Source organism: Streptomyces javensis, from assembly GCF_039525925.1.
GTDB lineage: Bacteria > Actinomycetota > Actinomycetes > Streptomycetales > Streptomycetaceae > Streptomyces > Streptomyces asiaticus.
In genome coordinates this window covers 17,931-36,209 of the sequence record NZ_BAAAIF010000018.1, presented here as the reverse complement: position 1 = coordinate 36,209, position 18,279 = coordinate 17,931, and the positions used below count along the sequence as shown (strand labels likewise).

Annotated in this window: 19 protein-coding genes; 18 read left to right on the top strand and 1 reads right to left on the bottom strand. The window is 67.9% G+C overall.

Features of this window, described 5'->3' with window-relative positions; genetic code table 11:
* Window positions 1–70 precede the first annotated feature (70 nt).
* The 10 genes from ABD329_RS18345 to ABD329_RS18300 all read left to right on the top strand — a co-directional run bounded on the left by ABD329_RS18345 (window position 71) and on the right by ABD329_RS18300 (window position 11,324).
* Window positions 71–1,018, top strand: a complete 948-nt coding sequence (locus ABD329_RS18345) for an AAA family ATPase (protein ID WP_198274935.1) — start codon at window positions 71–73, stop codon at window positions 1,016–1,018.
* Between the two features lie 63 nt (window positions 1,019–1,081).
* Complete coding sequence (locus ABD329_RS18340; protein WP_198274936.1) at window positions 1,082–1,294, top strand: hypothetical protein; 213 nt, start codon at window positions 1,082–1,084, stop codon at window positions 1,292–1,294.
* Window positions 1,295–1,299: 5 nt separating this feature from the next.
* Complete coding sequence (locus ABD329_RS48240) at window positions 1,300–1,881, top strand: WhiB family transcriptional regulator (RefSeq protein ID WP_425574350.1); 582 nt, start codon at window positions 1,300–1,302, stop codon at window positions 1,879–1,881.
* A 1,248-nt stretch (window positions 1,882–3,129) separates the two neighbouring features.
* On the top strand, window positions 3,130–4,491 hold the full coding sequence (locus tag ABD329_RS18330) for a hypothetical protein (protein ID WP_198274938.1): 1,362 nt from the start codon (window positions 3,130–3,132) through the stop codon (window positions 4,489–4,491).
* Between the two features lie 302 nt (window positions 4,492–4,793).
* Window positions 4,794–5,597 carry a DciA family protein gene (locus ABD329_RS18325; RefSeq protein ID WP_198274939.1) on the top strand — a complete coding sequence of 268 codons (804 nt, stop codon included), beginning with the start codon at window positions 4,794–4,796 and terminating at the stop codon, window positions 5,595–5,597.
* Between the two features lie 266 nt (window positions 5,598–5,863).
* A complete protein-coding gene (locus ABD329_RS18320) occupies window positions 5,864–6,652 on the top strand; it encodes a TnsA-like heteromeric transposase endonuclease subunit (protein ID WP_246618104.1) in 789 nt (262 codons plus the stop codon).
* Window positions 6,618–8,711, top strand: a complete 2,094-nt coding sequence (locus ABD329_RS18315) for a Mu transposase C-terminal domain-containing protein (protein WP_198274940.1) — start codon at window positions 6,618–6,620, stop codon at window positions 8,709–8,711. The genes ABD329_RS18320 and ABD329_RS18315 overlap by 35 nt, the downstream gene beginning before the upstream one ends.
* Window positions 8,708–9,757, top strand: coding sequence for a TniB family NTP-binding protein (locus tag ABD329_RS18310; RefSeq protein ID WP_198274941.1), 1,050 nt, complete (start codon window positions 8,708–8,710; stop codon window positions 9,755–9,757). The genes ABD329_RS18315 and ABD329_RS18310 overlap by 4 nt, the downstream gene beginning before the upstream one ends.
* Window positions 9,754–10,341, top strand: coding sequence for a TniQ family protein (locus tag ABD329_RS18305; RefSeq protein ID WP_198274942.1), 588 nt, complete (start codon window positions 9,754–9,756; stop codon window positions 10,339–10,341). The genes ABD329_RS18310 and ABD329_RS18305 overlap by 4 nt, the downstream gene beginning before the upstream one ends.
* On the top strand, window positions 10,341–11,324 hold the full coding sequence (locus ABD329_RS18300; protein WP_198274943.1) for a TniQ family protein: 984 nt from the start codon (window positions 10,341–10,343) through the stop codon (window positions 11,322–11,324). Before ABD329_RS18305 ends, ABD329_RS18300 begins: the two co-directional genes overlap by 1 nt.
* Here ABD329_RS18300 and ABD329_RS18295 read toward each other — a convergent pair.
* Window positions 11,318–11,764 (bottom strand): CYTH domain-containing protein, encoded by a 447-nt coding sequence (locus ABD329_RS18295; protein WP_309142592.1) that lies wholly within the window; start codon window positions 11,762–11,764, stop codon window positions 11,318–11,320. The two genes, ABD329_RS18300 and ABD329_RS18295, sit on opposite strands and share 7 nt — an antisense overlap.
* Before the next feature lie 572 nt (window positions 11,765–12,336).
* Between ABD329_RS18295 and ABD329_RS18290 the strand changes: the two genes are divergently transcribed.
* From ABD329_RS18290 to ABD329_RS18255, 8 genes are all read left to right on the top strand, one after another.
* The gene (locus ABD329_RS18290; RefSeq protein ID WP_198274945.1) at window positions 12,337–13,545 is read left to right on the top strand and encodes a ParB/RepB/Spo0J family partition protein; all 1,209 of its coding nucleotides are present in this window, start codon (window positions 12,337–12,339) and stop codon (window positions 13,543–13,545) included.
* A gap of 331 nt (window positions 13,546–13,876) precedes the next feature.
* Window positions 13,877–14,749, top strand: coding sequence for a ParA family protein (locus ABD329_RS18285; RefSeq protein WP_198274946.1), 873 nt, complete (start codon window positions 13,877–13,879; stop codon window positions 14,747–14,749).
* A gap of 472 nt (window positions 14,750–15,221) precedes the next feature.
* A complete protein-coding gene (locus ABD329_RS18280) occupies window positions 15,222–15,515 on the top strand; it encodes a hypothetical protein (RefSeq protein ID WP_198274947.1) in 294 nt (97 codons plus the stop codon).
* A gap of 198 nt (window positions 15,516–15,713) precedes the next feature.
* Window positions 15,714–16,286 carry a hypothetical protein gene (locus tag ABD329_RS18275; protein WP_198274948.1) on the top strand — a complete coding sequence of 191 codons (573 nt, stop codon included), beginning with the start codon at window positions 15,714–15,716 and terminating at the stop codon, window positions 16,284–16,286.
* 471 nt (window positions 16,287–16,757) lie between these two features.
* Complete coding sequence (locus ABD329_RS18270; RefSeq protein ID WP_198282319.1) at window positions 16,758–17,144, top strand: hypothetical protein; 387 nt, start codon at window positions 16,758–16,760, stop codon at window positions 17,142–17,144.
* A 148-nt stretch (window positions 17,145–17,292) separates the two neighbouring features.
* Entirely contained in the window at window positions 17,293–17,703 is a 411-nt protein-coding gene (locus tag ABD329_RS18265; protein ID WP_198282318.1) for a hypothetical protein, read from the top strand.
* Between the two features lie 67 nt (window positions 17,704–17,770).
* Window positions 17,771–18,019 carry a hypothetical protein gene (locus ABD329_RS18260; RefSeq protein WP_198282317.1) on the top strand — a complete coding sequence of 83 codons (249 nt, stop codon included), beginning with the start codon at window positions 17,771–17,773 and terminating at the stop codon, window positions 18,017–18,019.
* Window positions 18,020–18,039: 20 nt separating this feature from the next.
* Complete coding sequence (locus tag ABD329_RS18255; protein WP_344316648.1) at window positions 18,040–18,273, top strand: hypothetical protein; 234 nt, start codon at window positions 18,040–18,042, stop codon at window positions 18,271–18,273.
* Window positions 18,274–18,279 lie beyond the last annotated feature (6 nt).

Genomic DNA, 18,279 nt, shown 5'->3' with positions numbered 1-18,279 from the left:
GGTGAACCGGGCTGGAAGCCGACACCGGCCTGCCGCGCGACGCCACAACCTCATAGGAAGAGACCCACCTATGGCGACCGCCGCCGAGGCCCCCGCGTCCGCGGGCGGCCTGGTTCCACACGCCCAATTCCAGTTCGCACAAGCCGCGAAGGAAGCCCGTCCCTTACGTGCGCTCCTCGACGGGCCGCCCGGGTCAGGCCGGTTGATCTCCGCTCTGCGGATGGCGTCCGCCCTGGGCACCACGATCGCTGTCATCGACACCGAGCGCGGGAGGTCCCGGCAGTACGCCGACGAGATCACGTTTGATGTCACAGAGATGACCTCGTTCGATCCGAGGGACCTCTGCCTGGCGCTGTACGCCGCAGCCTCATACGACGTGGTCATCATCGCCAGCTGGTCTGCGTTCTGGAGCGGTCCCGAAGGCGTCCGCGACCAGGTCGCCCACCGCAATGGCAAGGGCGGCAAGGATGCGGCATGGGATGAGGTCCGGCCCCTGGAACGCCAGATGATCGAGGCGGTGCAGTGCTTTCCCGGCCACGTCGTCGGCATCCTGCGCAACCGCCTGGAGTCAGTACTGATCACCGATGCCGCAGGGCGGACGGTGCCCACCCGGGTGAGCATGCGCGCCGAAGCGCGCGACGGCCTCGAGTACGACGTCGACTTCGCAGCGTCCCTGCTGCCGACCCACGAACTGGTGGTCACGAAGTCTGCTGCGCCCACCCTGGCCAACGAGGTCTTCACGGATGCCGTCGCCGTCGGCGCTGAGCTCAGGAAGTGGGCCGACGAAGGAATCGACCGGGCTCCGCGCGTCGACATGCTGCACCGCGCGTACGACGGAGAGGCCACATATGAGTCGCTGTCCCAGCTGGCCCTCGAAATCCAGGAGCGCCGGGCGGCAGGGATGGCCGCCGTCGACCACAAGGGGCAGCTGACGACTCTCGGCGACCTCGTCTCCTTCCGTCTCTCCCGGGCGTACGCCCGCGGCCAGCAGGCCAACGCTGAGCAGCGAGCAGCGTGATGCCCGACCGCCGGGTCAACTTGGCCCCTACCCCTACCGCGCCCTGGACGGAGGTGAACTCCCATGCGCATCCGCTGCGTTGCCGCCGCGGTGCTGACCGGTGCTACGGCCCTGTGGTGGCACCGCCGCAGGGTCGACCGGGCCTTGGCCGGCGAACGACTGGACCGAGTGCTCGAGCGTGCTCAGCACCGCCGTGTCCGTGCCGAGCTGGACGAGGTACTGGTCCTCGCCGCGGCCACGGACGTGATCAATCAGGCTCAGGCCCGCGAGGAATGAGGATCGTGATTTCGCACTCTGACGAGAAGACAGCCCTCTCCGAACTCGAAGCCCACCCCGCCTGGCCCAGCCGCTCCTGCGCCGCCACGGACCCCCTTGGCGAACCGCTCGTCGACCCGGACATCTTCTACCGGCCCTCCAAGGCATTGGCCGCCAAGCGGGTGTGCACCGGATGCCCCGTGCGTATCGCTTGCCGGGCCTACGCCCTTGGCGGCAGTGGCTGGTGGGAGGCGTACGGCGTGTGGGGCGGGATGACCTCCGAGGAGCGCCGAGCGGAGCGCCGGGCCGCGAAGAAGCGCCAGGCGCGCGTGGCCAACCGCGGCGACCGCCCGACCCCGGTCCCGAACTGGACGCCGTCGACCACGCAGCGCGCGCTGTTGGACGCCCTGCGGAAACAACCGGATGTCCGGGAGGCCGCTTCTTTGCTGGCGATTCCCTACCCGAACACCCGCTGGGTCTATTCCCAAGTGTGTCGGCAGCTCGGGTTCTACCCGGACGAGCTATCGGTTCCCGACGTACTCGAGGCCGCGGCTCGAGCGACAGCGGCCCGTAGCGCTGACAACTCCGGTCTCGGGGCGACGGCATGACGTCACCGGTGGTCCCCCTCGCCCGCCCGGCTCTCTCCAGTCGATCCGCGGCCCCTGCGTCTGTCCGGCGGGGCCGCGGGCGGCCGGCGGCGCTGACCGACCCTGAGCGCATCGAGAGCCTGCTCGCGGACATCAGCAGTGGTGCCACGGTCGCTGAGGCGGCCGCCTCGCTGGGGATGTCCCGGACGCCGGTGTACCGCCTGCGTGACAACGACCCACAGTTCGCTAAGGCGCTGACGGGGGCTCAGTCTGCGGGGAAGGCAGCACGCCGACGCGCTGTGCTCGAGTCGCTCCAGGTCGAGCAGCACGGCACCGAGGCGAGTTACGTCAAGCGCCACTGCCCTTGCGCTGCGTGCCGACACGCCGGGACCCGGGCTCGCGGCCGGCGTCGGGCCACAGCCTCCGATGCCCCCAACTCCCCTGCCCTACAAGCCGTCTGAACAGGAAGGTTGCCCCCCCATGCCGAACAGCGGAACGCGGTCACGACACGACCGAGTGAAGGTGGTCGCAATCCCAGGCGTCACAGAGGTAGGCTCAGCCCTGGCCATATTTAGGGATCACGGTTCTGATGGCCACTCAAGTCCGAGCACGCTAATGGCCCCTGCTCTCAACCCTCGGAGTCCAGGCCGAGGGGAACAGGGGCCGAGCGCCGAGACCGTAGTTAGGGACGGCCGAGGCATGAGCCATGGTACCCGTGCATCCGCTGCACGGCACAGGGAGACCCACCCGGGTAGCGCACGCGCGCTGTGCCCGTCGGTGGGTCGTCTCATGTCTGGTGTCGTTCCGCGCTCTTCCCGCCGCTTCCGGGTCGACTTCGCCAGTCGCCTGTCACAGCGGAAGAGGGAAGGCCAGCGTCTCCCCCGAAGGGGGGCTGGCATGACGTGATTTCTGCTGCGGAGGTGATTGCCCGGCAATCACGATTCCTCCGCGGCCGCTGCGCTGAAGCTGAGTGTTTCGCCGACACTCGCTCCAACTACGCGGCCACCTGCCACTGCGGGTTGATCGAGAGAGTTCGCCGCTCAATCGATCTGACTTGCTAGGGCCCGTTCGGTCCGGTCGCTACTCGGCCCGGTCGGGACTTCACCGCCCTTCACGGCGGAGTTCCTGCTCTTCACCACACACCTTCCAAGCCCAAAGGGCCCGGTCGGCTTCCTACTTCGGTATTGCCGCCCCCTTTGTGCGAGAGGCGACGAGCACCCACAAGGGGGCTTCGTTGTGCCGCCTTCCGGAGAGGACGACTAGCCCATCATGCAGCACAGTGCTGCCGTTTGTCAGCTCGACCCGGCCCAGTCGGGCAGCATCGAGCTGTCCGCCACCCCTGCGGGCGACACATACGCAGACAATCCCACCGCGCTCCCCCCCGTTCATGAGGTCCTGACCCTTCAGTTCGAGAAGGTCACCGGACGGGCCCAGGAGGTGCTGCACACCCGGTCGCGCCGCGCCGAGCGACGGGCCTGGCTCCGCGCCGTCAACTGGCTCATCGACACCGGGCTGCACCCCAAACATCTGCACCCGAAGGCCAAGACGACCGCACTGCGCGTAGTCGGCGATCTGGCCCGCCGCATGGACTACCGCCGCGGCATCGTGCTGTACGACCTCGAGGGCACCGCTCGGCGCCTCAAGATGTCGGTGTCCAACGTCAAGCGCCACGTGGCGTACCTCCGCGAGCTGGGGGCGCTGGTGTGGCTCGAGCACGGCAGCAAGCGCAACTTGCGGCTGCCGGGCCGACGGTACACGGGGACAGCCACGATCTACGGCGCTGCTATCCCGCCGGCGTACGACGCGGCGAAGGGGCACCGGCTGCGTGGCGAGGGCTATGAGGCCACCGTCATCGGCGTCACGGAGGCCGGCCGGGAGCAGGCTGTGGCAGCCGTCCGAAAGTCGACAGGAAACCGTCTTGCGCCCCCTTCTCGTGGTGGTTCCGGGAACGTATCTGCAGCTGATGTGAGTGGGAAGAGAGAAGCTACGCGCGGCGCGCGGGCCCGAAAGAGCAAGCAGCCGAGGACCAGCATTCTGGGGCGCCGTGTGACGGCCGCGGTGTACCAGGCAGCTGACCGCCTCGCGCGTCGTCTGCGTCCGCTGCACAACTGGACGCAGCGATCGAAGATCAGCGAGCTGTCATGGGTGCTGGTCGACAAGGTCGCCGAGGGATGCACCGAGCAGCAGATCAACTGCTGGCTACGGGAGATCTCCCCGGCCGTCACAGTGAACTTCGACTGGCGCCCGGAGCGCCCGCACACGTACATCGCCGGCCAGCTTCGCCGTGACGACCAGTTCCGTCAGTGGGATGCCCGCCACCAGGCCGACCAAGCCCACGGCGCGCGGCCCAACGCCGACTTCGGCGACGCGCTGGAGCTGACTCGGGCTCAGCGGGCCGGCGAGGAGCTTTCGGTCTTCGACGGCCTGGGCGACATGGACCTCGAAACCCGGCGACGGCTGGTGACGGACGCGTGGACGGCGTACAAGCACGGCGGTGACCCGTCGTTGGTGCTCGCCGCCCACGACACGCTCGGCCCGGTTGTCGCCACCCAGCTGTACGGCGCAGAGCTCGTCCAGATGTGCCTCGCCCTGGCGGCGAACTCCGACAACACCCGTATCCGCCTGCACTGATGCCGTCAGGAGCATTTCGTGACCTCACAGCCCACGGCCAGCTCGATAACAGATCCCCTGCTCGAGGACCTCCTCGACCAACTGCATCGACTGCGCGCCGCAGTTGACTTGCACGGGCCGGTCGACCCGGACTCGATGGCTCGACAGATGTGTCGCGCCTGCAAGGTTCATCCCTGGCCCTGCTCCACTGCCTTGACCGCTCACCCGGGCCTCGGCGTGATTGCGGGGCAATCACCGAAGGACTCGCGAGGGCCTGCGGCACGGGAGTCGGTGATTGCCCCGCAATCACCTCCGGAGGTGCCATGACCACCGAGCAGGTGCCGGGGAGCGGGGCGGACCTCGCCCGCATCGCGCTGCGCCAGGCGAAAGAAGCGGCCCGGCGTGCAGGGCTGAAGCCAAAGAAGGAACGCAAGGCGGGGCGACGCAAGACCCGGGGTGATGGCCGCGACCCCGTAGCCCTGGGCAGCGTCATGCAGCAGCTCACCGTCGACCAGGGCTGGCAACGTGACGTCGATGGAGGCAACCTCGTCAACCGCTGGGCCACGCTCGTAGGAGCTGACCGAGCGGCCCACTGGAGAGCCATCGCGTACGACGAACGGACCCGGACTCTGACGGTCGCCTGCGACTCCGATGCCTGGGCCGCCACCCTGCGGCTCTCACACCGACAAGTTGTCGCCGATGTCAACCGAGCGCTCGGCGGAAACAGCTCGCCGCGTTCGGCGGACCCCTTGGCCCGCATCGAAGTACGCAAGGGAGCTGCGCCCGCCCTCACCTCGCCGACGCCCGCCATGGCGCCACCGGTTCCGACACGGGCTGCTCCGCCAGGCGCTGCCCCGCCGACGTCTGGCGAGTACGTCGAGATCCGGGAGCGGTTACGGGCCGAGCGAGCACGCCGCGATGCCGAGCAGTCAGTACCATCCCGGGCGACGCCGGCCTGGTTCCGTGAACCGCAGACCGCCTTCCGGGAGGCCCAGTACGTCCAGGAGGCGGAGCAGGAGCGCGTCCTCCGTGCGGCCGACACCCACTCCAAGGCCCTCCAACGAGCTCGCGCAGAGCGCGCCGGCCGATCGACCCCAGCCCCGCAGCGCACCAGGGGCGTTGCATGAAAGTCAGGAGCAGCATGCAGAACCCGCCGTCTCACGAGACGCGCCGCACACCGGTGATTGCCCCGCAATCACGTTGGGCTGGGTCTCGCACCTTCGGTCGGAGTAGCCAATCAGTCTGTCCTGTCTCAGCTGACCCTGGGCAGTCTCAGTCTTCTCTGGGCAAAAGGACCGGTGTCTCAGTCGTCTGTGGGCAATCGGTGTCGTGTCTCAGTCTTCCGTGGGCACCGGTGCCTGGCCTTCCGTAGCTTCGTTGTACCGCGTCGGCGTTGGTTGCGGAGGGCGTGATGGATGCAGCGGACTTCTGGGTGACGATGACTGGGCCGGATGGCGCCCGCCGCCAGGGTCCGCTGAGTGTGATGTGGCCGCAACGGTTCGAGGCGGGCCACCCATCGCGGTCCTTTCCCGCCTATCGCGGGCAGCGCAACTTCACGGGCTGGTACTGGTCGGCCACCTGCCGGGGGCACGTCGCCTACGAGTCCTGGCTGGAGCGTGATCACCTCATGCGGTTCGACTTCGATCGCGAGATGATCGCCATGGCTGCCCAGCCGTTCGCTCTGGCCTGGGACGACAGTGTGAAGGGGCATCTGGAGCACACGCCGGACTTCTTCGTGCGGCGATCTGATGGCACGGGCCTTGTGGTGGACGTCCGGCCGGACGATCGGATCAGTGAGCGTGATGCCGCGAAGTTCGCCGGTACTCGGGATGCGTGCGAGTTGGTCGGCTGGCGCTACGAGAGAGTGGGCGCCCTGGAGCCGGTGTTCGCGGCGAATCTGCACTGGCTGGCTGGGTTCCGCCATGCGCGGGTGATGCGTGAGGAGACGGCGGCGGCTCTGCGCGAGGTGTTCGTGAGTGGAGCCGGGCTGTTGCACGGTGCTCGGGCTGTCGGCGATCCGGTGCTGGTACTGCCAGTGCTCTACCACCTGCTGTGGTGTCAGCAGCTCGCCGTGGATCTGCAAGCGGCGGTGCTGTCGCCGTCGGCCTGGGTGTCGCAGGGCCGGATCGGGCGGGAAGGGGACGGAGATGCTGACGCGTCCGCGGCTGCTGTCGGTGGGTGACCGGGTCCGGTTCAGTGGCCGCGAGCACACGGTTGCGGCTCTGTCCGGATCGCTGGTGCGGCTGGTCGACGACGTTCAGGACGTCGCGGCGGTTTTGCTGCCGCACCTGCTGGCGTCGGAGGACTTCGAGATCCTCCATGCAGTTCCAGGCCGCCCGGTGGTATCGGCTTCGGATCTGCTGGACGGACTGCCCGAGGCCGTGATCGAGCGGGCGGAATGGTGGCAGGGCCATCTGGTGGAGATGCTGACCGGCCGCTCGCTGGCTGATCCGGACAGGCCGGTGCGCGAGAAGTACGACCCTGCGGTTCGATCGCTGCGGCAGCGGGAGCTCGCGAAGGTTGCCGAGCTGCGGGAGGGCGGCCTGTCGGTGTCGTTGAGCTGGGTCCAGCAACTGCGGGCCCGGTTCGAGGACAAGGGACTCTCCGGCCTGGTCGACGGGCGTTGGCAGCTGCGTCCGCAGGTGACGGGGCGAGTGGATCCGCGCGTGGTGGCCGCGCTGGAACAGGTGGTGGCGGACCAGGCCGAGCGGTCCACGGTGTCCGGGGCGGTATTACGGCATCGCCTGGAGCGGGTGTTGGAGGACGAGCACGGCCGTGGTGTGGTGCCGCTGCCGTCGCGGGCGACGTTCTACCGGCTGTTGTCCGTGATGGGTTCGGGCCGTCACACGCTGGAGTCGGCCCGCACGCGCCGGTCACTGGCCAAGCGGCCGGATCGCATGTTCGGCCAGGTGATCGCCGCCAGGCCGGGCGAGGTGATGGAGATCGACTCGACGCCGCTGGACGTGCTGGTGGTGCACGACGACGGCACGGTGGACTCCTGCGAGCTGACCGGACTGGTGGATCTGGCGACGCGGACGCTGGCAGCGGCGGTGCTGCGGCCGTCGACGAAGGCGGTGGATGCTGCGCTGCTGCTGGCGCGGGCGATGACGCCGGAGCCGATGCGGCCGGGCTGGCCGGAGGCCCTTCGGATGACGCGATCGGTGCTGCCGCATGCCTCGCTGCTGGATGTGGATGCGCGGCTGGCCCAGGCCGCCGCGGTTCCGGTGATCACACCGGAGACGATCGTCTGCGACCGCGGCAGGGCCTTCCTCTCCGACACCTTCCGCCGGGCCTGCCACACGCTGGAGATCTCTCTGCAGCCGGCGCATCCGGACACGCCGACGGACAAGCCGCACATCGAGCGGACGCTGGGGTCGGTGGCGTCGATGTTCGCCCAGTTCCTGCCCGGCCACAAAGGCCGCAGCACCGAGCACCGCGGCACGGAGCCGGAGCACGAGGCGGTGTGGTCCATCCACCAGTTGCAGGCGCTGCTGGAGGAGTGGGTCGTGGCCCGGTGGCAGCCCCGGCCGCACGACGGGCTGCGGGATCCGTTGATGCCGGGCCGGCCGCTGAGCCCGAACGAGAAGTACGCGGCGCTGGTCGCGGCGGCCGGCCACGTCCCGGTCACGCTGTCGCCGACGGAGTACATCGAGTTGTTGCCGCGCACGCGCCGCACACTGAACGCTTACGGATTCAAGCTCAACCATCGGATCTACGACGGCCCGGACCTGGGCGATCTGCGCCGTGAGTACTCCGGTTCCGGCCAGGACGGACGGCGATGGCAGGTGCATTACGACCCCTACGACATCTCCCGCATCTGGGTACGGCATCCGCGCACCCAGGATTGGATCACGGTGTTCTGGCGGCATCTGCGCACGGCTCCGGTCCCGATGGGTGAGCTGGCCTGGGACCAGGCCCGCAAGGTGCTCGCCGGGCGCGGCGCGTCCGGCGCGGGCGAGGAGGAGATCGCCCGAGCTGCCGCCGAGTTGCTGGGGCGGATGGCCGCGGGGCCGGATTCGCCACCGCAGGACTGTCCGAAGCGGGCAGCGTCGCGGCGGCGCGACCGACGGGTTGCCGCCCGCACGCGCGCCACGGCCGATCCGGCCTATCCCAGGCCGCCGGGCAGCACTCCGCCCGGCGAAGAGGATCAGGCGCGGGAGTCCGAGACACCGGAGAAGGTGGCCGACGTGATTCCGCTCGGCCTGTTTGATCCGCTTGAGGATCCCTGGAGGCGTTCATGAGCACCGGGCAGTCACAGGCCTTGAAGTCTCTGGCGGAGCGGGATGCAAAGGCCCAGTTGCAGCTGACGACCTTGGAGGGATGGCGTGACTTCGTCACCGACGCTCCCTCACCGCCGCCGTTGCTGGCTGAGCATGAGTACCGGGCGCTCACCGACACGCGGCAGGCTCTGGACGACGAGGACCGCATCGACCACCACGCCCGCACGCAGGTGGTGGCCACTCCGACGATCCGGCACATCGTAACCTGCGGGCGCCGTCAGGTGCTGATGAACCGGAACGAGCGCGGCGCCCGCCGCGGTCTGCTCGTGTCCGGACCGGCGGGCACCGGCAAGTCCATCGCCATCACTCAACTCGGGCTGTCCCACGAACTGGTCGACCGAGCCCGGCACCCGGGCGTCACCGACCGCATCCCCACTCTCTACGTGACCGTCCCACCCGCCGCGACCGCACGGATGATCGCGGCCGAGTTCGCCCGGTTCCTCGGCCTGCCGGTCCGCACCCGGCTGAACATGACGGACATCATCGAAGCCGTGGTCGGCGTCCTCATCGACGCGCGCTGCAGCCTGGTGCTGGTCGACGAGGTCCACAACATCTCGCTGGCCACCCGCAACGGCGCCGAGGTGTCCGACACCCTCAAGTACTTCTCCGAACGGATTCCCGCGACGTTCGTCTACGCCGGGCTCGACCTGGATCAGAAGGGCCTGCTGGAAGGAACGCGCGGCGCGCAGATCGCGGGACGCTTCACCCTGATCCGCACGGCGCCTTTCCCGCTCGGAGCTGATTGGAGCAGCCTGGTCGCCACCTTGGAGGACACCCTCTTGCTGCGCCGACACCAGTCGGGCAGTCTGCGCCGGCTCGACGGCTGGCTGCACGCGCACACCGGCGGAATGATCGGTGCCCTGTCCCACGCCATCCGCGGCGCGGCCATCGATGCGATCCTGACCGGCACCGAGAAGATCACCAAAGCCGGGATCGAAGCTATCCCGCTGGACTTCGCGGCCGAGTCCGACCGTCACCAGAAGCGGGTGAAGGTGAACCGGGCATGACAGCGGCACCGTCCCGGCTGCCGATGGCACTCCGGCCGCGGCTGGGGGAGAGTACAGATTCGTACGTCCGGCGTCTGGCCCGCGCCAACCACCTCGCCCCCAGCTACCTCCACGGCTTCCTCTGCGGGCCGCCGACCTGGTTCGGCAAGCCCCGTCTGGCCCGGCTCGCCGCCGCCACCGGCCGCCCTGCGGCTGCTCTGCAGCACGCGCTGGCGGACGCGAGCTCTCCGCGACGACGCCGCAAGCCCGCTCCCGTCCGCACCGGCTGGCCTGAGGAACACATCGATCGTCTCCGGACCGTCCGCGACGATGCCGCCATGCACGGCCTGCCACTGCCCGTGCTGGCGGCGCGGCACGGCCTGGACCAGCGCACGGTGCGACTCGCACTCACTCGGGATCTTCCACGAACCCGTTCCGGGCCACGCCCGCCCGGCACCGTTCTGACCCCGCTCCAGCCGGTGATCGATCCCATGGCGGACCGCGGATGCCGACCTCGCGAGATCTGGACCCGGCTGATGAACGACTACGACACCTCGGTCAGTCTGTCCACGATCATTCTCTATCTCCGGGCGCGGAGCCGCTGATGCCTCCCAGCCGCCGCCTCCCCAGGACCGTCCCGCTCTTCCGGGACGAGACGGTCGACTCGTTCCTGGCCCGGCTCGCCGCAGCCAACCACCTGGACATTGAGGAACTCCGCGCGCTGCTCGACGTCCGCATGCTCAAGAAGACCCCGATCACGGAGCTGCGACCGCCGCTGGCCACCGTCTCCGGCTACACCGAACACCACCTGACCCTGGCCCTGCCCGAGTTCATCGCAACGAAAAGGACCGACACCCCCGGCCTTATCGACCGTCCCCTGCCTGACAGCCACAACGCACAGCGGCCAGCCTGCCGATTCTGCGTTCACCGGGCCGGCATCACCAGCCCGGTGATCTGCTGGATGACCCACGAACGCAACGTCTGCCTGCGCCACCTGCTCTGGATAGGCGACGGCTGCCAACAGCCCGAGGACCAGGTGGACATCACTCCTCTCCCGGACACGGTGCTCGCCCAGCGGCACCACCGCAACCTCATCGCCCGCCACGGACGCCGCTGGGTGGGACTCGCGTTCCACAGCGCCAAAGAGATCTTCCTCGACTGGAAAGAACGCTACGAATTCCACCCGGAGGAAGCCGTCACACGCCGTCTCACTGCGCTCTCCCACCCCTCAGGCAAACCCGTCGCCGACGACCTCGCACTCACAGCCGGCTTCCATCCAGAGATCGTGAGACTGTCCGGACTACTCGCTTCTGACCACTGGGAACGCGTCGCTCTACGCAAAGGAGGGCTCGCCTCGTTCCTCGACGAGGTCAGCCACCGCAACATTCTGGGAGGCTACGAACCGGAAGACCGTTCGGACCCTCTCCTCAAGTGGGTGCGCGATCGGGTCGGCAACTACAACATGGCCCTGCACTTCAACAGGTGGGAGATCCTGGCCTTCCTCTTCCACGACGAGACCACCCGCCGCCTCACCAAACGGCCCGCGACCGACCTCCGCACCTGCCCCCTGCCCCTTCCCCACTACTGAGGAGCCTCCGGGCGGATTCCGTACTCGGCCAGCCACGCCAACAACTCCCGCCGCGAAACCCCGACAAGTCTCCCTCCGGTGAAGCGAACGTCATCCGTCACCTCAGCCACGCACTCCGGAGGCGGCACGAAAGCCAGCGCCTCTTCATCGCTCGTGAACTCGGCCTCCCCCAGGACCAAGCCCTCCAAAGGACCGTCGAAGACATCAACGCCCAGGGGAGGCACGCTGAACCGCGTCTTGGACAACACCGCGGCTGGCAGCGAGGCGAGCACGTCGTACTCGGCCTCGGACAGGTACGTATTCGTGATCAGCCCTTGCACGGCACCTGGCCGATCAGCAGGCACTTTCTGGGTGAGCTTGAGCTCACAACCGCCGATATCCGGGCGCTCCGCCCGCCTCAGACGCAGACGTGTCCCCACCAGATAGCGATCCGTGATCACACGAGTGACTGTGACCGACGAAGGAGCCGGAGGCCCCGCAAGCAAGAACCGTCGCTCCCGCTCGACACGCGCGTACTTCCCCTGGCTGACGACCTCACCCTGCACACCACCAGCCCGCTCCGTCATGGAACGAGCCTCTCAGATCAAGCTGATCGGCACAGGACGCCCACGATCAATTGAGACATGAAGACGCACTCGTCTCATCCGATCGTGGGCACCCCAGGTCACCGGCCCCGCTCTGCCCACGATCGTTTGAGACAGGACACAGTCTTCCTGAAACCGAAGTACATCGAGGTGTCGTCCTCCCTGCCTGCGAAGGAGCGGGCATACTGGGCGCCGTTGAGCTGGACGACACTGTCGATTCCAACGCTGGGTGATTGCCCCGCAATCACCTTGAGCCGTTGCCGTTCTCCGGCAGACCCCAGCGACGAGGGTGCTTTTCGCCCATCACGGACACAGTGGCTGCTCGCAATCAGGTGCCACCCCTCCGACTGAGCTGCCTCGACGGATAAGCTCAGCGGCTGAGACCCACTACATCAGCACCACCCCACCCCGGAGACTCCATGGCCGGAATGCCGAATCTCAACCTCAACAACACCCGAGCGGCAGCAGAACAACAGCGCCTGTTCAGCAAGGGAGCGGCCGAAATGCCGGTCGCGGACCTGCTGCCCAGCCCGGAGAACGGCCGCAAGAGGCTCCGCGCCGTCGAAGGACTTGCCGAATCCTTCGACGGCGACGGTGTCGTCCAGGCGCTCACTGTCGTCACCTCAGCCGCGTATATCGCTCACTACCCCCATCAGCGGGAGTATGTGGAGAAGTCCGGCAAACCCTACGTTGTGCTGCACGGCCACCGCCGACTGGCCGCTGCGAAGCTGAAGGGTCTCGAGCGAGTACCGGTCTTCATCCGCAAGACCGTGGCAGAAGACGCCTCTCTTCGACTGTCCGCCATCAAGGAGAACGAACAGCGGCTCGGGCTCGACCCGATCGAAGAGGGCGCGGAATACCAGGCGGCGCTGGGGGAGCTCAACATCTCCCAGCGGGAGCTGGCCAAGAGGCTTGGCGGGGTATCCCAGACCGCCATCTCTCACAAGATCAAGCTCCTGAAGCTCATCGAGCCGCTGCAGCAGGCGGTCATCGACCACTGGTGCAAGCAGAGGGGCCTGGACGTGGAATTCGGCGGGGAGCTACTCCTGCCGATCAAGGAGGCCGCCACCGTTCTGGCCAGCCTCCGTCCGGACCTGCAGCAGGCATTCGTCGACGGCACGCTCTCCTTCCACGAGGCGGAGACCATCGCCAAGAGCAAAGTCCCGCTGGAACAGCAGAAGCTGCCGTCCCCGCCGCAGCCGCACGACTCGGAGGGCAGCGGAGACAACAGCCAGGGCCAGCCCGGGACCGGTGCGACCGGTGGCAACCAGCAGGAAGGCACCGGCAGAGACCAGGGAGGGAAGGAAGAGTCCGGACCCGCGGACAGCGGCCAGAACTCGCTCCCCGAGCAGCGAAACACGAAGACAAACCCCGAGCAGACCCCCAGCCCCGGTGAGAACCAGAAGGATCCCTCTCCCCAGCCCTCACCGGAGACCACCGGCGCTGATTCCACCAGCGGTTCCTCGACGGGCAACGACACTGGAGCTGAACAGTCCTCGAGTGGAAGCCTGTCCACAATCACCAACCGCGGCGTCATCGCGGTGACCACCGTCAAGGACATCTACACCGACCTCAAGCAGCAGCTCAGTCCCGAAGAGTTCGAGGAACTGCAGGAACTCATGCTGAGCGACTCATAGCCGCCCTGCTCAACCTGTCGATCGCCCCGGCGAATGAAATCTCGCCGGGGCGACTGGCGTTTCGGCCGTTGCCCGCGATAACGTGCGGCCCAGCATTCCCTTTTCCTGCCGTGCCTGCCGCGCCCACAGCGCCGGCCCCGCGCACGCGGTGATTGCGGGGCAATCACTTCACTCCCCCAGCGTTCGACCAGTGCGCAGCTGGCGGCTCTGGCGGACTGCACGGCAGGACCCGTACTCACCCGCCATGCGCACGCCCGGGACATGACTACCTGGCGCTACTCCCCCGCCAGGCCCGTGCGTGATTGCGGGGCAATCACTGTGGAGATCTCACATGACCGTCCAGGCAGACCGTGTTCCCCGGATCATCTCGATGACCAACCAGGTCGGTGGCTCCGGCAAGAGCACCTCGGCTGTGAGCCTCGGTGCTCAGCTCGCTGAGTTCGGCTTGAAGACACTGGTCGTCGACGCGGATGATCAGTGCGACGCGTCGGTCGCGCTCGGCTATATGTTCCCCGACCAGCTCGAGGGCCAAAAGACCATCTACGACTGCCTCACCGACAAGAGCGTGAAGCTCCAGGACGCGATCGTGCCCGCGCTCTGCGGCCCCCATGGCGCCGAGGGCACCAGGGTCATCGACAACCTGTTCTTGGTGCTCGGCTCGGGGGAGATGGAGAACGCCGAGCAGTACCTGACCACGGCCATGGCGCGAGAGCTGTGGCTGAAGAGGCTCCTGGACCCCGTGAAGGGCGACTACGACGTCATCATCATCGACTGCCCCGGAAGCCTCGGCCTCGTCGTGATCGGCGCGATCCTGGTCAGCGACGAGGTCGTCGCCTGCATCAAACCGGGTTTCAAGGAGCTGCGCGGCCTCACTCGCATCGAGCAGAAGATCGCAGCCGTGCAGGAAGAGTTCGTCGAGTACGGAGCACACGCCCAACTGACTGGCGTTCTGCTCGTCGACGTTCCCTCGCACCGCTCGCAGGGCGCCGTATGGGACGACGGCAAGAAGATGGCCAAAGAGGCGTATGGCGACCTGGTGCTGCCCGGAAGCGGGGAGGGGCAACTGGGCATCCGTCGCTCGACGAAGATTCCCGAGTCGTACGCACACCAGAAGGTGCTGCTCTACTTCGACCGCGCCGGCGACGCCACGGCCGACTACCTGGAGGTCGCCAGGGCCATGGGCTTCAAGCGAGTCTCGAAGTAGAGGAGCGGTGATTGCGCCGCAATCACTCCTCGGCCTGGCAGGGGGAACGTGCGGTGGAGTGATTGCCCCGCAATCACCACGTCGAAGATCGCTGTTGGTTGGAACCATCGCGCGCTACACTCACGGTGTCACCGGGGGGTGTGCGCACCTCCCTGGTGGGTCTCTGGCGCCCCCATACACGGCGTGTGCGTGTTCTTTGTCGGCAACATCGGACGCGGCAGCTCACGTGTGTGGGGGCGCCCTTGGTTATGAAGAAAGTGTGCAAGTCTGCGGTTTCCGACATCATTCTGACGCGTTTCATCGGTTTCTCTGGCTAACACCCTGAGGTGTTTGACACGCTGGCCCGGCACGGCGGCCACCGGCGGCAAGCCCGTGTGAACCGAGATTGCAGAGCCGGAAGAAGGTGGGTGGAGTGATGGGACCCAGCCTGGCCGCACGCGGCGAGTCTGGCTCGGAGCACGATGGGCGCTCCGTGCCGACGAACGCCACAGTGATCCCGCTGCGCCCGGCCGCCCCGGCGTCAGCCGAAGAGCCGGTAGGCGACCAGCAGGTGGCCGCCTTCTGGGAGGGCATCTTCCTGCGCCAGGGCCGGACCCTGCGCGACCCGAGCACTGCCGAGTGCCACCGGATCACGGCCGCCACATTCGGGCTGCTGATCAACGGAGCACGGGATCAGGGAGTGCTGTCGGAAGACCAGGCGGAGTACCTGGCTAAGCTGGCCGTCGAGGCGGTCCGGGCACCGGATTTCCTTCCCGCAGGCGAATAGCGCTGCCGAACGGGCGTTTGTCCCGTTCCGGTAACAAGGCGGTATGCGGAAGACCTTCCACCGTCAATCAGTGCCCGAACGCATGTGCCCGTGACATGATTGGGCTGCAATCGCGTGTAGATCAGCACACTGCGTAGCCCCCCATCCTGTGCGCCCCACCGCACGTCTGGGTGCGGGTGCTCCATGGGGGTGGGGAACATGATCGAGCCGTCGTCGGGCGCGAGACCGACCGCCAGTGCGCAGGAGCCCGCACAGCTTCTCGACGAACTCGATACTGACGACTGGAAGCGAGCGGGGTCCACTGCTGGCAGCCGGGCCAGTCGTACCGCGCGTCGCGTGCACGGCTCCGCACCTGCCAACACCCTGGTCCTGGACCACCTGGCGGCCTGCGATGGCGAAGTAGCCGATTTCATCGCCGCCGCCCGGCAGGCCCCAGTTTCCTCCAACACCTCCGGTGACTCGGGCCGCGCCAGCGTCTACAGACGCGCCCGCGTCCAAGCCGAGGAGCTCGGCCTGGACTGGAAGCGTTACCTCGAGGCCATGGAGTGGCGGCACGCCACCTCAACAGCACTGCTGATGGGCGATAAGGACGTCATCCGACCTGAGCGCTGCCCGGCTTGCCGGACATTTGGCTTGGTCTGGGTGGAAGACAGTAACGCGGCGATGTGCGTCAACCGGTACTGCGCTGTTCGCGGTCAACCGCGGATGTGGACGCTGACCCAACTGGCGGCCGAGCACGTAGCCGATCGCCAGTACCGGGTTGCGAACTGAGCACACCGCCCACCCCTCCCCCTCGAAGGACCCCGACCTGTGCGGGACCTGGCCCGATGATGGTGATCCTCCATGCCGACTTCTTCCTCAAGCCCCACCCCACCCGACGACTTAGTGGACTTCACCACCGGGGCGAGGTTCTTCGAGCGCACCGGTCACCCGGTCTCGGCTTCCACTCTGCGCCGCCAGGCCCGAGGCGCCGGCGTTATCTGGGTGGTGGGCAGACGTCATCTCGTTTCCCTGAGTGATCTGCTGGTCCTGCACAGCGAGCACCACGAACGGTCCAACCCCTGATCCCCCCCGTCCGGGCGCCGGCGACATGGCCCGGATTCTCTTCCCTCAACCCCCTTCGGCTCCCGGAGGGGGTTTCTTCGTACCCACCTCATCTAAACCCCTTGCTTACGTATTGGGTTTAACGTAGTGTCTGGAGCGCCGACAGAGAACGCACACCGCTACGAATCGAGGGATTCGATGGCCGCGATAGCGCCCGAGCGCCCGCTCCAGAAGCTCCCCACCGAGCGCATGCTGCAGGACCTCACCCCCGAACAGCAGGACATGCACTGGGCCCTGATGGAGCTGCTCGGCTACGAGAGCGGGGCGGCCACCGACGGCGGCGGCCTCATCGAAACCGCCGAGCGCGCCCAGATCGCCCAGGAGGCGGCCACCAACGTGGGCATCGCCCTTCCGGCCGGGCACGAGGTGGCCGAGTGCCACGACTGCGGCCTGATCTTCGACGCGCACCAGGCGTACGAGGCCGAGGGCATCACCCGATGCGCCGAGCATCAGCACGCCTGGGCGCTGGCCAACGACGACAACTACGGCCGCCCCGACAGCACCTTCGAGTCCCGCTGGGACTGACCCCCAACTCCGGCCCGACCTGCCGGTCGAGCAACCCCCGAGCTCCCGAGGCCGGGCCGGACCCCGGGCCGGGCGCGAGGTGTCCACTCCCTCGCGCCCGGCCCTCCAACCGCCCTTTCATCCCTTCGAACCGCTGGAGCACATCGCCATGAATACCCGCGGTCATCTGCGCAGGGCCGTCGAACTCATCGAGAAACACGGCCTGCTCACCGGAGACAGCGACGGCTTCATCGGACCCAACGGGGAGCTCGACGTCTGCCTGGCGATCTACCAAGGCGCCACCGGCGTCCTGCCTGAGGTCTTCCGTACCGATGCTGACGCCGCGATCGAGCTGATCAAGGCCAGCGTCTGGGCGATGGCGGCCATCCGCGCGGTCTACGACACCCTCGACAGCAGCATGGACGCAGACGGCCCGGACGAGGTCATCGACCGGGTCAGCCACTGGGCCAATACCGCGCCCGACCGGCACTCGCGGCCGCCCACCCGTACCGAGGTGATGGGCCGCCTGCTGCGCGTCGCTGAGGACCTCGACCACAAGGCCACCGCACTGGCCGCCTGACCGGGAAACCGGGCGGCGGCCGAACTCGCCAGACGGCCCGGGCCACCGGCGGACAGGAGACCCCGCCATGCACAGCGCCACCCGCACCGTCATATCCCTCTACCTCACCGAACTCGACCACACCCGGCCCGTAACCCCGACCGACGCCGCCCACGCCGCTCGCCACGCCGAGCTGCTCCTGGAGGGCATCCGCCGGCCCATGGCCACCACCTACCTGGTCGACGCCGCGCACAACCTCCGCACCGACCCCGCCACGCACCACGCCCGGCTCGCCTGGGCCCGCGCGCTGGCCACCGACCTGACCGACCGCCCCTGAGCCGACACAGGAGCTACGCCATGAGTACCCCGACCATCGTCACCGCCCCCGCCGCCAGCGCCGACCCGTACCCGACCCCCTACGTCGCCGGGCTGATGGACGGCCGCGCGGACGCCGCGACCAGCACCCCGGACATCACCGACGTCCGCAAGGGCTGGATCGAGGAGCTCGCCGACCCGGAGTACGCGAAGGGCTACACGGCCGGCCTCCGCTTCGACCAGGACCTCAAGAGCCTGTCCGGCCGCCGATCCTGACCGGCG

Coding starts and splice junctions, on each gene's coding strand:
- ABD329_RS18345 (WP_198274935.1), top strand. CDS start 71: ATGGCGACCGCCGCCGAGGCCCCCGCGTCCGCGGGCGGCCTGGTTCCA.
- ABD329_RS18340 (WP_198274936.1), top strand. CDS start 1,082: ATGCGCATCCGCTGCGTTGCCGCCGCGGTGCTGACCGGTGCTACGGCC.
- ABD329_RS18330 (WP_198274938.1), top strand. CDS start 3,130: ATGCAGCACAGTGCTGCCGTTTGTCAGCTCGACCCGGCCCAGTCGGGC.
- ABD329_RS18325 (WP_198274939.1), top strand. CDS start 4,794: ATGACCACCGAGCAGGTGCCGGGGAGCGGGGCGGACCTCGCCCGCATC.
- ABD329_RS18315 (WP_198274940.1), top strand. CDS start 6,618: ATGCTGACGCGTCCGCGGCTGCTGTCGGTGGGTGACCGGGTCCGGTTC.
- ABD329_RS18310 (WP_198274941.1), top strand. CDS start 8,708: ATGAGCACCGGGCAGTCACAGGCCTTGAAGTCTCTGGCGGAGCGGGAT.
- ABD329_RS18305 (WP_198274942.1), top strand. CDS start 9,754: ATGACAGCGGCACCGTCCCGGCTGCCGATGGCACTCCGGCCGCGGCTG.
- ABD329_RS18300 (WP_198274943.1), top strand. CDS start 10,341: ATGCCTCCCAGCCGCCGCCTCCCCAGGACCGTCCCGCTCTTCCGGGAC.
- ABD329_RS18290 (WP_198274945.1), top strand. CDS start 12,337: ATGCCGAATCTCAACCTCAACAACACCCGAGCGGCAGCAGAACAACAG.
- ABD329_RS18285 (WP_198274946.1), top strand. CDS start 13,877: ATGACCGTCCAGGCAGACCGTGTTCCCCGGATCATCTCGATGACCAAC.
- ABD329_RS18275 (WP_198274948.1), top strand. CDS start 15,714: ATGATCGAGCCGTCGTCGGGCGCGAGACCGACCGCCAGTGCGCAGGAG.
- ABD329_RS18270 (WP_198282319.1), top strand. CDS start 16,758: ATGGCCGCGATAGCGCCCGAGCGCCCGCTCCAGAAGCTCCCCACCGAG.
- ABD329_RS18265 (WP_198282318.1), top strand. CDS start 17,293: ATGAATACCCGCGGTCATCTGCGCAGGGCCGTCGAACTCATCGAGAAA.
- ABD329_RS18260 (WP_198282317.1), top strand. CDS start 17,771: ATGCACAGCGCCACCCGCACCGTCATATCCCTCTACCTCACCGAACTC.
- ABD329_RS18255 (WP_344316648.1), top strand. CDS start 18,040: ATGAGTACCCCGACCATCGTCACCGCCCCCGCCGCCAGCGCCGACCCG.